At 39.5% G+C, this 14,830-nt stretch carries 12 protein-coding genes and 1 pseudogene; 9 read left to right on the top strand and 4 right to left on the bottom strand.

All coding sequences use genetic code 11. The features are described from left to right. Positions 1–63 precede the first annotated feature (63 nt). The 8 genes from ACH11B_RS10600 to glmS all read left to right on the top strand — a co-directional run bounded on the left by ACH11B_RS10600 (position 64) and on the right by glmS (position 9,652). Entirely contained in the window at positions 64–1,263 is a 1,200-nt protein-coding gene (locus ACH11B_RS10600) for a glycosyltransferase family 4 protein (protein WP_013665351.1), read from the top strand. Beyond that, positions 1,235–2,443, top strand: a complete 1,209-nt coding sequence (locus ACH11B_RS10595; protein WP_377613468.1) for an O-antigen ligase family protein — start codon at positions 1,235–1,237, stop codon at positions 2,441–2,443. The genes ACH11B_RS10600 and ACH11B_RS10595 overlap by 29 nt, the downstream gene beginning before the upstream one ends. Beyond that, positions 2,444–3,430, top strand: coding sequence for a glycosyltransferase family 4 protein (locus ACH11B_RS10590; protein WP_377613470.1), 987 nt, complete (start codon positions 2,444–2,446; stop codon positions 3,428–3,430). It begins immediately after the preceding gene. A gap of 57 nt (positions 3,431–3,487) precedes the next feature. Beyond that, entirely contained in the window at positions 3,488–5,197 is a 1,710-nt protein-coding gene (locus ACH11B_RS10585) for a right-handed parallel beta-helix repeat-containing protein (protein ID WP_377613472.1), read from the top strand. 6 nt (positions 5,198–5,203) lie between these two features. Further along, on the top strand, positions 5,204–6,115 hold the full coding sequence (locus ACH11B_RS10580; RefSeq protein ID WP_377613473.1) for a glycosyltransferase family 2 protein: 912 nt from the start codon (positions 5,204–5,206) through the stop codon (positions 6,113–6,115). 175 nt (positions 6,116–6,290) lie between these two features. Then, a complete protein-coding gene (locus tag ACH11B_RS10575) occupies positions 6,291–7,046 on the top strand; it encodes a sugar transferase (RefSeq protein ID WP_377613474.1) in 756 nt (251 codons plus the stop codon). Between the two features lie 51 nt (positions 7,047–7,097). After that, positions 7,098–7,640 carry a DUF6934 family protein gene (locus ACH11B_RS10570; RefSeq protein ID WP_377613476.1) on the top strand — a complete coding sequence of 181 codons (543 nt, stop codon included), beginning with the start codon at positions 7,098–7,100 and terminating at the stop codon, positions 7,638–7,640. Between the two features lie 176 nt (positions 7,641–7,816). Next, positions 7,817–9,652, top strand: coding sequence for a glutamine--fructose-6-phosphate transaminase (isomerizing) (gene glmS / locus ACH11B_RS10565; RefSeq protein WP_013665344.1), 1,836 nt, complete (start codon positions 7,817–7,819; stop codon positions 9,650–9,652). A gap of 245 nt (positions 9,653–9,897) precedes the next feature. Here glmS and ACH11B_RS10560 read toward each other — a convergent pair. After that, positions 9,898–10,140 (bottom strand): annotated as a pseudogene (locus ACH11B_RS10560) (response regulator); the annotation flags it as partial. 155 nt (positions 10,141–10,295) lie between these two features. After that, positions 10,296–11,060 carry a sensor histidine kinase gene (locus tag ACH11B_RS10555; RefSeq protein WP_377613477.1) on the bottom strand — a complete coding sequence of 255 codons (765 nt, stop codon included), beginning with the start codon at positions 11,058–11,060 and terminating at the stop codon, positions 10,296–10,298. A 159-nt stretch (positions 11,061–11,219) separates the two neighbouring features. On the opposite strand from ACH11B_RS10555, the gene ACH11B_RS10550 reads away from it, so the two are divergent. Further along, positions 11,220–11,474: a hypothetical protein gene (locus ACH11B_RS10550; protein WP_130856226.1), complete on the top strand. Its 255-nt coding sequence runs from the start codon at positions 11,220–11,222 to the stop codon at positions 11,472–11,474. Between the two features lie 73 nt (positions 11,475–11,547). On the opposite strand, the gene ACH11B_RS10545 is transcribed toward ACH11B_RS10550, so the two are convergent. Both ACH11B_RS10545 and ACH11B_RS10540 read right to left on the bottom strand, forming a co-directional pair. Continuing rightward, positions 11,548–13,833, bottom strand: a complete 2,286-nt coding sequence (locus tag ACH11B_RS10545; protein ID WP_377613478.1) for a GH92 family glycosyl hydrolase — start codon at positions 13,831–13,833, stop codon at positions 11,548–11,550. Positions 13,834–14,051: 218 nt separating this feature from the next. Beyond that, complete coding sequence (locus tag ACH11B_RS10540) at positions 14,052–14,777, bottom strand: basic secretory protein-like protein (protein WP_377613479.1); 726 nt, start codon at positions 14,775–14,777, stop codon at positions 14,052–14,054. Positions 14,778–14,830: the final 53 nt, after the last annotated feature.

The raw sequence follows: 14,830 nt of genomic DNA, 5'->3' as shown, positions 1-14,830 counted from the left end.
AAAGAAAACATAAACTGTACCTCTGATAGATGAAGTATCATCGCGCTAAGATAATTTATTATCATGAAAATACTCTATATAAATGCCTTATATAGCCCCCTTATACAGGGGGGAGCAGAAATCTCCCTAAAAGCTATTGCGGAGGGGATGCAAGCCGCCGGGCATGAAGTTGCTGTACTGAGTTTAAAGCCCACAGGTGATTTGAGCACAGAAGAGATTGACCATATAAAGGTTTATAGAACGGCATTAAAAAATTTATACTGGCCTTTTGAAAAAATACGAGCAGGAAAACTAGATCGAATGTTTTGGCATGCACGGGATCGATACAATGCAGCCATGAGGCAAGTCGTTAAAAAGGTTATCGAGAAAGAAAAGCCTGATATTGTTTCATGTCATAATTTAGTTGGCTGGAGTGTTGCAGTTTGGGATGAAATAAAAGCTGCGAATATCCCAATTGTTCAGGTACTCCACGATTTGTATTTGCTATGTCCAAACAGTGATATGTTTAAAGATGATGCTTCGTGCGACACGCAGTGTTTTAGTTGTGCTTTATTAAGGCAAAAGCATAAAAAATTGTCGGGTAAAGTAGACGCGGTGATTGGTATTAGTAAGTTTATTCTGAGACGCTTTGAACAGTATCAATACTTTGATAAAGCCAAAAAATACGTCATATACAATACCAGGGAAATACCTGAAACGCCATTACCACAGCCAAGAGCGCATGATACTAATTTCACCATTGGCTATATAGGCACCTTAGCAGAAAAGAAGGGGATTGAATGGTTATTAGACCAATTTAAACGCCTTTCGATCAATGCTCAACTACAAATTGCCGGTGGTGGAAAAGAAGACTATGAGCGCTTCTTAAAAGCCAAAGCCGAGGGTGCGAATATTTCGTTTATCGGCTATACAGATCCGGCGGCATTTTATAAAACTATTGATGTGTTAGTGGTTCCATCACTTTGGCAGGAACCCTTAGGCATGGTGGCAATAGAAGCGCTTGCTTACCATCTGCCGGTTATTGCGAATGCCGTGGGAGGTTTACAAGAGACCGTTATAGAGGGCTTTAATGGGTTATTGTGTACATCAGAAGAGATGAACTCGTTGGGCGATGCGATACAGCGTTTGTATGACGAGCCCTTATTGTACGATACCTTGGTAAAAAATGCGCGCAAATCGGTAGAAGCTATTCTCAGCAAACAAAGGATGATAAATGAGTATTCAACTGTATTAAATGAAACGATCCGTGGAAGCAGGGCATAAACGTTATTTTTTAACAGAGCTATTATTCTGTTTAGCCATACTGAGTGTGTTTCTACCGTGGAAAGTATACCCCATTGTGTTTCTTCTTGCATCGGTTATATTTTTTATCAGCGCATATCAATTGGATCCAAAAAGCCTGAAAAAGTTCCTGCGGCAACCCTGGTTTTTAGCTATCAGTGCGTTCGTTCTCTACGCCTGCGGAAGCTTCTTCCTTACAACAAATGGACAACCGCAAATACGGGACAGCCTGATAAAAATGCTTATCAATATCTGTTTTTTTATAACCGGCATTTACCGGTTAAATCAGCTTGACAAAGCAAGTCTTGTCCGTATAATCGACTGGACGATGCATATTATCTTTTTACTGTGTTTTATACAATTACTTGTATACCATCAAGCGTTCCATTTTCATTTGTTAACAGGTGCCTCTTCTTCCGCTAAGGGCAGCGCTCTATATAATAAAGAATTATTTTTTTGGGGATTAAGTGATAAAAATATGTTTGGAGCCAGACTGGCCTTATTAGGCTTCACCTACCTCTTAATTCCGCTGGTAAGGGATTCCCGTATAAGTTGTCTGCGGATCTTACTTGTTTTTTTGCTCGCCTTTCTTTCACTATCGAGAACGCCTATCGTAGCTTTACTCATTGGCGTGTTTCTTGTTTTTTGGTTTTTTGCAAAAAAGCCAATCAGAGCTGCTTTGCTTGTTGGTCTATGTGCATTGACGCCTTACCTATTTGTAAAAGTTTTACGTGTAGACACACTCACGGCTTCCAATGATGGTATGGGGGTACGAATAACTTATTGGAAGGCCTTTTTTCAACATTTTGATGAAATCCGTCCGTGGGGCAATGGTTTCTTGAAGGGAGGGGATTTTTTACGGCGACACGCAGCTTACTACCATGGTGAGCCTCATATTCACAACACTTTTTTGTCCAATTACCTAGAACTTGGTATCGTAGGATTCATCTCTTATTGCCTCTTCCTTTGGTTTTTTTATCGCTACTGTATACATATGAATAATCTCCGCAGTTTCTGGCTGGCAGTATTTTTGCCTCTACTAGCCATTATGATGATTCTTTATTCAGGATATGATAACGACATCATACTTTATTTACAGTTGGCATTTGTATTGGGAACTTTTCAAACAATAGTTAAGGAAAAAATAAAAATCGGATTTTAAATGAACACAAAGGTGCTTATTGACGGCAGGTGGGCAGGAAATACAGGAATTGGCAGGCTGTACCGAGAGGTAATGGACAGAAAACCACCACATGTAGTGGGTGAGCATGTTAAAAGCAATATGCGATTGGGGAGCCTTTATTCCCCCTTCATGTTGGGAAAAGCAATCCGTTCTTCTACTGCAGACATTTTCTACAGTCCATCCTTTATGCCACCCGCTTTCTCCAGCATACCTTTTGTCATTACGATACACGACTTGATGCACTTATTTTATTACTCTCCTCTACATAAAATATACTATCAACAAGTCATTGCGCGATTAGCAAAGAAAGCAAAAAAAATAATCACCGTTTCACACCACAGCAAACAGCAACTGGTCCAACTTCTTGGTATTGATGAACACCTCATTACCGTCATTTACAACGGTGTAGACGAACGGTTTATTCAGAATGAGGAGCGTATAAAGCTTGACCGTCCTTACCTATTGTATATTGGTAACCGGCGCAAGAATAAAAACATTCCTGCAATGATTCGCGCTTTTGCGCGTGCTGCAATAGATAAAGAGATAATTTTCGCGCTTTCGGGTGAGCCTGATACTTTCTTGCTTCAAGAGGCAGAGCGTTCGGGTGTCCGCGAAAGAATAAAATTTTTAGGTTTCATACAAGAAGAGACTTTGCCACAACTTTATAAGGGTGCTTTGGTCACTCTTTACGCATCCTTAATGGAAGGATTTGGATTACCTATATTGGAAGCGATGGCATCCGGCACGCCTGTTTTGACGTCAAACGTCAGCTCACTTCCGGAAATAGCCGGCCCCGGTGCTTTATGCGTTGACCCTTTCAATATTAACGAAATGGCAAATGGAATCGAGCAATTGGTTAACAATAACGAACTTAGGAATTATTATATCGAAGAAGGAAGGAAACGAATAAACGCTTTTCAGTGGGAACATACCGCAATTCAGACCTGGAAAGCAATACTTTCATAACTCGTAGAGCATGTCAAGATGAAAAAAGTGCTACTTACAAAATTCTGGTTTATTTCTATGAGCCTCATTCTTTGGTGCTGTTCATGCTGCCAAACAAAGCCGAAATCCAACAAGGGCGCCGATACCAAGAAAACCGAAAACACACAAGTTTATCAGGTGTTGAATGTACAAGCCTTTCAAGCGAAAGGAGACGGTAAGGCAGATGATACGGAAAATATACAACGAACCATCAAGGCGGCACAAAGAGGAGATACTATTTTGATCCCGGAAGGGACCTACTTAGTAAAAACACTGGTTTTGAAGTCGGATATTAATATAAAATGTTTAGGGTTATTAAAACAAGTTCTTCCGAGCGACACGCAGAACTTCACCCGTGTTGTCCAAAATTCCTCCGCTCCTCTATTCTTTGGAAGAAATTTAAGGAACGTAAACCTGCGTTTTCGCGCATTTACCGTAAACGAAGCATTGTATGTCTCAAAAAGCACCAATATTCGCATTACAGATACCCACATCAAAGGAAATGACAAAAAAATATATGCCTTTCCCGGCATGCTGTTTTATGAGTGTGATACCATCGCTATTAGGAACAGCAACATCACCTCCTACGGTTCCGCGCGCCAGTCAGCCTCGACCTATCAAGCAGGAACCGGGATTCGATTACTATCTTGCAGTAACATTAAGATCGAAAACAATAAGATAATAAAAAATGGCGAGAATGGTATTTTTATGCACGGAAGCGGCAGAGCAACTATAAAAAATAACCACATCGCGTACAATGGAATGAGTGCTATTCAGATTGGCTTCGGGAAAGCAAAAAAAGAGCAGTACTTTGACATTTCCAACAATACATTGAATCATAACGCGGCTGATGCTATTGATATCAACAATAAAATAACTTCCGACCCTTTTCCCATTCACTGTATTATAAAAAGCAACAGGAGCTTGAATAACGGATTTGTTGCAGGCAAATCAACAGTGGACGGATCGGGATTGGCTACTTTAGTTAATGTAAGCGAAGTTCAACTCTTCAATAATAGATCGCAGCGATCGAATCGCCCGGCACTTTACTTAGAACGCTGCGGTATTATCCAGGCCGAAAACAATATCACTGATAATAAAGTAGAAATTGTAAAGTCGTTTAATACGATTTTTTTAAAGAATAACACGTTCGATGCCTTAACTGCACTTGCAAACACGAAAGGTACTACTTTACAATTAGCAGGGAATAAGCTCCGAACTTTATTGCTACCAAATGGTATTACGATAGATTCGCTCATTTTAACCCGTAACTTGCTTACCAATGCGAGCTTGAATATTAACCTGCAAGGTCGTGTAATACTGAACGAAAATAAGATTTTCAGCAACCAACCAACCGGCGCCGTCCTACTTGTCAAATCAAAGAGTGCTTCACTTGCAAATAATAGTATAAAGAGTACTTCCGGTTATGCTATTACTGTTAGAAAGACAGCCGATGCAGTTCGTCTGGAACACAATATTATCGAATCGGTTAACGCTTGTATTATAGATGAAGGCTCCAAGAACTTAGTAGTAGAGTTTAACGAACTTATTTCTCTTCAGGGTGGAAAATTAAATAGAACATTAATAAGCCAAAACCCTAACAACCTTATACTGAGAGGCAATACGCATAAAGGTGGCAAAACGGACAACTCAATTCGTTTAGAAGGTACCGGACACGCCTATATTGCCGACGAGGAAATTGTTAGCGGATATCCTGATTATGGTAGGGTTGTTGTTAAGAAGTTGTAGTTAGAAATGAAAACGATATTATATATTCCCACCCTAAATGCCGGAAAGTTATGGGCAGACGTAATTCAAAGCATTAAGACACAGCTTGTTCAACCCGATAAGGTTGTAATTATTGACTCCGGCTCAACCGATGGTACACTGTCGCACCCTTCCATGAAAGATTTCGAGATTATCCACATTGATAAAAAAGATTTTGACCATGGAGGGACGAGGCAGATGGCGGTTAATCGCTTCCCCGATGCTGACATATACGTTTTTCTGACACAAGATGCAGTCCTTGCCAATGCGCATTCCCTAGGCAATCTAATAAAGGTATTTGACGAAAATCCTCAAATTGGAGTAGCTTACGGACGCCAACTTCCACATATTGGAGCGAAAGGATTAGAAGCTCATGCCCGGCTATTTAACTACCCCGCACACTCGCAATTGCGCGGGCTGGATAATAGAAGTAAGTATGGTATTAAAACGGCCTCCTGCTCAAACTCTTTTGCTGCCTATCGGAGAACAGCATTTGAAGAAGCCAGTGGCTTTCCGAGCGGCACTATTTTGGGAGAAGATGTTATAGCAGCCGGGCGTATTATCTTAAATGGTTGGCAACTTGCCTACCTCGCAGATGCGCAAGCCCATCATTCCCATAGTTATTCGGTAAAAGAAGAGTTCAAACGATATTTCGATATCGGCGTTTTCCACGCCACCAATGCGTGGATATTTCAAAACTTTGGACATGCAGAATCGGAAGGTTTTAAATATGTAAAGTCTGAATTTTCTTATATCGTTAAACATCATGTTACTGAACTTCCAAAAGCTTTTTTCTCTACCGCCGCCAAATGGTTCGGTTACAAGCTTGGACTGGCCCATAGATATTTACCCGCCTTTTGGAATAAATGCTTTTCCATGCATAAAGCGTATTGGAAATGATCTCAAAGCAATATGGATCGCTAATCGAACCCTCCATTTTGTGGAAAAAAATCCCCACTTATTATCGCTAACAAATTGAAATTGAATCTAAAAAGTGGGTTTAAATACCTATAAACAGGCATTCGGGGATTTGGCATATTTCTTGGCTTTTGCTTAACATATAATTAGAAGAGACATGTTAAGAGATTCGCAAATACAAGAAATGAAGCAGGCTACCAGTGTAGATCAAAGCATTGTTGTGCCTAATGTGATGCTAAGAACATCGTTTACCAGTTTAATTGAAAACAATTTTTTGCACTATGCAGACTTCCCTATCATTCTTATTAATAAAGGTGAAGCGCTCGATATAACGTCTAAATTTTTCAAAAGAAGCTTTGATATCGTATTTTCTCTAGTGTCTTTGATTCTTGGCTTTCCTCTATTTTTATTAGTTGCCATTATTACCAAGCTAAGCTCAAAAGGGCCCGTTTTTTACAAACAAGAACGTATCGGCTTACATGAGAAACCATTTTTCATCTATAAGTTTAGAAGCATGTATATTGATGCGGAGAAGTTTGGTCCGCAGTTAGCTCAGGATGTAGATCCACGTATCACACCATGGGGAAGGCTGATGCGTAAAACGCGCCTTGACGAAATTCCGCAATTTTGGAATGTGTTAAAAGGTGATATGTCAATTGTTGGTCCTCGTCCGGAAAGAGCACATTTTATTAAGCAAATTGTAGATAAAGCCCCGAGCTATAAAAAATTATTGACTATCAAACCAGGTATTACTTCTATTGGACAGGTTAATTTTGGATATGCGCAAACGGTTGATGAAATGTGTGAGCGGATGTTATTAGACTTGCAATATTTACAAGGAATTAACTTCTTTGCCGACCTCCAAATAATTTTTAAGACGGTAAAGGTCATGTTTCAAGGAAAAGGTAAATAGATATTAGGCATCATTTTTGTAAAAATGTTATAGCATCTATCTATTTATATAATGAAAAAACAAACTATTGGAGACAGCAATTCCAAACCACCTTACATAAACCACACCATACTAGATAAGAAGAGAAGCTTAAGGCCTTTCTCTTCTTTTTTGCATACACAAAGCGGTAAGCCAACCTCTCCAAAAGAGGGTATATTGAATTATGTATTTTATTGTGACCAACCGTCGCAACAAAACTATGCAGTCATTCAATTTCGGAAATTAGTCATTGAGAATAGCTATCACCTTAACATCAAACAACAAAGCAATCTGAACGATGACGAGATCAACAACTTTATTAATTACACTTACATTCCTTCAGATAATCTCCATGATACGCTTGCACAAATTTTAGTAGATTTTATGATCAGCCAACCCGATGCGTTATTGATTATTGAGAAAGATACGGGGCTTTTTCAAGTCCTTTTAAAAAGTTTGTGGAAGGAATTTACAGCACTTTTTGACGTTCAGGGGCTTTATGATGGCTCTTGGGTTTCAGTTAAGCCTGATTTGGATTACAAAGCCTATTCTTTGCGGCGAAAATCCAAACTATAGGCCAGGTATATTTTAGCTGAATATACTTCACATGTAATATAAAGTTTGTGCACTGACCTTTCTCTATTGCCTCCATATAAAATAGTTACGCAATCGGTTGCGTTGATTATCTTTTTGTTCTATTTTAGCTCCTTACAAATATTATAAACAATCACGTTCAAAAAAACGCTTTATTTATGTGTGGAATTGTAGGCTATATTGGGCATAGGGATGCCTGGGAAATAATAATCAAAGGGTTAAAAAGATTAGAATACAGAGGATACGACAGTGCGGGTGTCGCACTTGTAAATGGAGAAATGAACATTTACAAAAAAGCCGGTAAAGTGAATGACCTCGAGCGCTTTGCAGAAAATGAAGAACTGTCCGGTAGTTTAGGAATGGGGCATACACGATGGGCTACTCATGGAGCACCGAGTGACAGAAATGCACACCCCCATCTTTCCGGGAGCCAAAAATTAGCTATCGTTCACAACGGAATTATAGAAAATTACGCTGCAATCAAGGAAATGCTTGTTCAAAAAGGACATACATTTTTAAGCGACACCGACACGGAAGTTCTTATTAAATTAATAGAACAGATTCAAATGGAGGGTGAATCTGATTTGCGAGAAGCCGTTCGAGTTGCATTGACACATGTTACAGGTGCTTTCGCCATCGTAATCTTAAGTAAAGAAGAACCGGATTTATTGATTGCTGCCAGGAAAGGGAGCCCTATGGTAATTGGAATAGGAGAACATGAATACTTTGTTGCCTCTGATGCATCGCCGATTGTTGAGTATACGAAGCAGGTATATTATCCTGATGATAATGTGCTTGTATTTCTTAACAGAGAAAATATGGAGATAAGAGACCTCGCAAATCTGAAAATTACTCCATATATTCAAGAGCTTGAATTAGAACTGGAAGCGTTAGAGAAAGGTGGATACGAACATTTTATGCTTAAAGAAATTCATGAGCAGCCGCGTTCCATTGCCAACTGTATGCGCGGACGAATCCATGCAGAGGAAGCACGAATCAACCTTGGAGGAATAAGCGAATACGCCAATAAATTTTTGCAGGCACAACGGATTATTATTGTGTCTTGCGGAACTTCATGGCACGCTGGATTGGTAGGTGAGTACCTAATTGAGGAATATGCACGGATACCAGTGGAGGTAGAATATGCTTCCGAATTTAGGTATAGGAATCCTATTATCGGTAAAGACGATATAGTTATTGCCATTTCGCAGTCAGGCGAAACAGCAGATACGATGGCAGCGGTAGAGTTAGCAAAAAAAGCCGGAGCAACGATCTTTGGAATATGCAATGTTGTCGGATCTTCTATTCCACGACTATCGCATGCCGGGATGTATACCCATGCAGGCCCGGAAATCGGCGTCGCTTCTACCAAGGCCTTTACGGCGCAGGTGACCGCGCTTTCACTTTTAGCCCTTTATATAGCAAAGCATAAAGGCAGTTTGCCTTCCTCCAGAATTGCGACCTTACTAGCCGAATTGCAAAAAACACCGGATCTCATCACAAGCTGCTTAAAAAGCGAGCCACTTGTACAATTAATTGCAAGCGAAATTAAGGACAGTACGAATTGCTTATTCCTTGGCCGCGGTATCAACTTTCCTGTAGCACTTGAAGGTGCACTTAAACTAAAAGAAATTTCTTACATTCATGCCGAAGGCTATCCGGCCGCAGAAATGAAGCATGGTCCGATTGCTTTAATAGATGAGCAAATGCCTGTTGTAGTTATTGCCACTAAAGATTCTTCGTACGAAAAAATTATCAGTAATATACAGGAAGTGAAAGCACGTAAAGGTAAGATCATCGCTATTGTAACCGAGGGAGATACGGTCATCCGAGACATAGCAGATTATATCATCGAAATTCCGTTTTGTGAAGAAGCATTAACACCTATTTTAGCCACAATCCCGCTGCAACTGCTCTCCTATCACATTGCCGTTATGAGGGGTTGCAATGTCGACCAGCCTAGAAACTTGGCAAAATCAGTAACGGTAGAATAATGGTTAAGATTTTAAAGCGTCCAGCACAAGTACCCGTAGAACCACCAACGGGTACTTATTGTGCTTAGACTATTCACACATGAAAAACGTCGATATGATATAAGTTTATATTCTTTGATAAAAATACAATTTATTTTTTATTTTAATAAAAAAAATTCAAATATTTTTTCAAAGTGTTACTTATTTACAAAAAGGAACAGTTGGTACACAAACAATTTTGGTTTTACAAGCTGCTATCCTAGCTGTCAGCTGTTGGTGTACCCTGTTTTCCGTATCATTTTCTCCAATTCAGTCCTCACACTTTCTTCACTTACTTGTTTTTGAAGAAAGCCGTCAGCTCCTGCCTTCAAATATTTGGCGGCGTAAAGTTCTTCCTCAAGTGTAGAAAAAACCAATACCTTTGTTTCGCATCGTTTCTTTTTGATAAAATTCAAGGTCTTTTGAAAACTTCCATTTGGCATTTTGATATCTAATACGATTAAATGAAAGTCTTCTTTTTGCTACCATGTCCAATACCCCCTGGTAGTTATCCGTTTGTCTAATAATGGCTTTGGGATATTGCTTTTGAATAATAAGGGAAATACCCAACCTAACAATAGAATGATCGTCGGCTATTAATATGTGGGGCGTGGCCATAAATTCATCAATTAGTAGCTTTTATAAATTCAAGTCTTACTGTTGTTCCGCTTCCAAGGGACGACTGTACAGAAAGTCTTCCCTTTTGCATATCCATAAAATCTCGGCAAATCATTAACGTAATCCCAATTCCTGTTTCCCCTGCAGTCCCAAGGTACTTGATCTTACCTGGATTATAAATATTTTTGAGTGTTTCTTCATTCATTCCTATTCCGGCATCTACAATGTCAACATATATTCTGCTATTATCCATTTGTTCCAATCTAATAGAGATACTTCCTCCCTTATCAGTAAATTTAATAGCATTATCCAGCACATGCTTAATAACAAACTGGGTCAGCATTGGATAACCACTAGCGCGCATTACTTCTTCATAATAAGAAACGGAGACTGTTATTTGCTTTGCTTGGATAGCAGCATTATGCTGTTCCAATACGGAAGCTATAATGGCTTTCAAATTAAGTGCTACGGGGTCCTCATCTAACACCACCGATTGCTCTCTTGCCCAAACAACGGTTTTGTTAAACCCCTCCAACTGCAGCTCGGCTGTTTTTTTTAATTCCGGTAATAGCTCCAAAAACACCTCGTCGCCAATTCCGCGCTTTAAATAGTTATCTACAAACCAAATTGTATTTCCCAGAAAACCTCTCAGGTCATGCACAAGTAAACTAATCCACTTTATTTTCAATTGATTACTCTCCTCCAACTTCAAGATAGTTCTCTCTTGCTCTGCGATGACTGCTAATAGTTCCTCTTTACTTTTTGATAGCATTTATAACAAATCGATTAGAAAACACCAAACCCGTTGTTCAAAAATATTGTCTTTTTGATGTTTATCGTTAAAGCTAATATTTTTTCTGCGCATATTTATATAAAATAATAAAACACTCAAATGCCTCTATTTGTTAAGTATTTATCAACACAAATTTTTATGAACGAGCCAATAACTGTTCCTTTATTAAAAAAATTGAAGGAAAACGGATTTACTACATTAATAGCAAGTGCCCGGGACGGCGACGACTTAGTATACATTCCGAGCAAAGAACCTGAAAGAGGGGAACTTATGGACGATGCGTCCGTTACAGCGTTAAGTGAAAAGGAGTTATTGGGTATAGACGAAGTACTTAATAACTTTTCTTATTATCAAGAGAAAGGTATTGAAATCGAAATTGATGCAGGAGAATAGAGAAATCAGTTATGCGTTTAAGGCGTCATAAAAGCCGATGATTGCCGTTACGCGGCAGTCATCGGCTTTTTATTTACTTTTTTGCACTCATATAAAAGATGAGCTCTCCTCCGTTCATTAAATCAGCGTGTTTTAGCTTATAGCTCTTAACTTCTTCACCGTTTAGCGTTACTTTCTTAACAAAAACATTTTTATCTGACTGATTAATCGCTTTTACTATGAGGGTGTTCCCATTGTCGAACTGTAATTTTGCATTTCGAACGGCGGGGCTTCCCAACCAATATTCGTCAGATGCCGGAGCCACCGGATAAAAGCCTAGCGAACTAAAGATGAACCAAGCACTCATTTGGCCGCAGTCATCATTTCCACCTAAACCGTCTGCCCCATTGTGATATTGATGCTTAAGAATCATTCGGATCTTTTGCTGAGCCTTCCAAGGCTCACCTGTTATATTATACAAGTAAGCTACGTGGTGCGAAGGCTCATTTCCATGCACATAATTCCCGATAATGCCATCTCTTGTAATATCTTCCGTATGTGCGAAGAACTCATCTGGCAAATGCATACTAAACAGCGAGTCTAAATAGCGGGACAAACGCTTCTTACCGCCCATATTGACCATCATTCCTTCAGGGTCGTGAGGCACATACAAACTAAAGTTCCATGCATTCCCTTCAATAAATCCTTGTCCATCGGTCTTAAGTACATCAAAATCGCTTTTAAAGGTGCCATCAGTCATCCGCGGACGCATAAATCCAACGGAAGGATCATATACGTTTTTCCAATTGGATGACCGTTTAATAAAATCCTGATACACATCCATTCTTCCCAATTTTTTAGCTAACTGAGCGATACACCAATCGTCATAGGCATATTCGAGTGTATTGGATACAGCGGTTCCGGAAATATCGGCAGGAACATATCCTTTGTCGATATAGGCACCGATACCTTCATAGTTTCTGGCATTTGCAGTTTGGATGCAAGCCTCTAATGCAGCCAATGCATCCCCTTTATAAACACCCTTTATGATAGCATCTGCAATAACCGATACGCTGTGATAGCCGCTCATGCACCAGTTATCATTCGCATAATGCGACCAAATAGGAAGCATATGCAAAACACTTTGTTGGTAATGTGCCATCATAGAAGCTACCATATCGGCGTTTCGTTTCGGATTGACGAGATTAAGATAGGGATGAAAAGCTCTAAACGTGTCCCACAACGAAAAAGATGTATAATTCGTGAATCCTTCCGCCTGATGCACTTCTTGATCCAAGCCTTTATACTGACCGTTGTTATCCATGTACATTGTCGGCATAAGGGCCGCATGATACATTGCCGTATAGAAGTTAATACGATCCTCATTAGTTGGAACATCAACAACGATCTTTTGCAACTCCTTTTCCCATAATTGCTGTCCATGGTGTTTAACTCGGTCAAAGTCCCAATGTGGAATTTCAGCTTGCATATTAGCCAGCGCATTTTGCATACTTACAGGACTTATGGCAAATTTTATTTTGACCTTTTCTCCCTCTTCAGTACTAAAATCGAAGTGCATTCTGAGTTTTTTTCCAGCAAGATCCGGAAAATTTTTCTCTTGATTGAATTTTCGCCAAAAGCCTTTGTATACCTGTACAGGGTCATTATTTTGGATACCATATTCTTTAAAAGGCTTCGAAAAACTCATCGCAAAGTAAACCGTTCGCGTTCGCCCCCAACCATTAGTTTGTCTATAACCGGTCACTAAACTATCATTGACTACCCGTACAACAGTCCATACGTTCTTATCATCATAGTTGTAAATTCCAGCCATCAAATCGAGAATAATATGACCATTACTTGATTTTGGAAACGTATATTGGTGAAATCCAACCCGAGCAGAGGTAGTCAATTCTGCCAAAATCTGATGATCATCTAGTTTTACCCGATAGTAATTAGGTTCTGCAACCTCATTATCATGGCTGTAGGCTGAACGATAACCATTTTCAGGTTGATCACTCGTTCCCGGATTCATCTGCACGTCTCCTGTGGTAGGCATAATTAAAAAATCGCCTAAATCGGAGTGGCCTGTTCCACTAAAATGCGTATGACTGAAACCTACGATTGTAGGATCCGCATACTGGTAACCCGCACAATATTTGTATACTTCCCCATTATATTTCCCATCCACGGCATACGGAATGGTATCGGTATCCGGACTAAGCTGTACCGAACCGAACGGTACCGTCGCTCCGGGAAAGGTATGTCCCATTTTTGCTGTTCCGATAATTGGTTTAACATACTGCACCAACGATAAATCTTGCGCATATGCCCCTATCGGGAGCATAAGAAAAATCAAGATTTTCTTCCATTTATTCATATATAGTTACTTATTTATTATCCACTGCTATCTTAAAGAGTACCCAAAGGGTTCGCTTCACTACACCTACTTCTTAAAATAAGCCATTTTAGTGTTAAAAGCGAAATATTTTTATAAAACGTTAAGAGGAATACGCTATTGCTCTTATAATAAAGACAGCCGCAATCCTTATCAACAAACCAAAATGAGGATTGAACGGCCGTCTACGTGTAAATATATTAGCTAATTGTTGGTTTTTTTGCATACTCAGCCCATAGTTCGTCTACGGTTTTACCGGTATTCTTTTCCCAAAAAATATCCGAATACGTTTTAGTACGCATTGCTGCATCTAGTTTTTTAATCGTGCCCCTTTTTATGTTTTTTTCAACCCAGTAGAAGAAGCGGGCAGTTATCCGATATGCGTTTTCATAAGATTGTTTTTCGTCAAATTCCGGTAGTTTCCAGTTTGCCCCTTCGTTGTCGACACCCAAAGTAAACCTCACGTAATCCGCAATCCCCTCTGTTATCCAGCCTGGCCCCGCACCGTCCGGATAAGATTGGACGAGGTGCATCACTTCGTGCGTAACGACATCTACATCACCTGGATTCTTCTTAAACCATAGGGGATTAAAACGTACGACACCTCCAGCCGCAGCAGCAACACCTTTATAATCGGGATCAATTACAAAAACAACCTTCCTTGTCGTTTTCTTATTATATATTTTAGCCTCTTTGGGATAATTTATAAAAAAGACTTCAACAAGCCTCTTTTTAACCACCGTATCGAAGTCCACCGATTTGTTAATAAATATCAAACTATATTTTCCCTGCTTCATTGTATCGACAGACGTAGCTATTTTTATATCTTCATCTACTGCATCCCAGCGATTTTGAGCATGAGCGACCTGACACTGTATATAAATGAACCCGATTAGTGAAAGTACTTTGAATTTTGAAATAAACATTATTGAAAATTTTAATGCATGACCAGAAGCCTTTTAAGCAACGTGTCTTGCTG

It is taken from the genome of Olivibacter sp. EAT-5 (genome assembly GCF_044784325.1).
Lineage (GTDB): Bacteria > Bacteroidota > Bacteroidia > Sphingobacteriales > Sphingobacteriaceae > Olivibacter > Olivibacter oleidegradans.
This window is presented reverse-complemented; position numbering and strand designations above follow the sequence as displayed.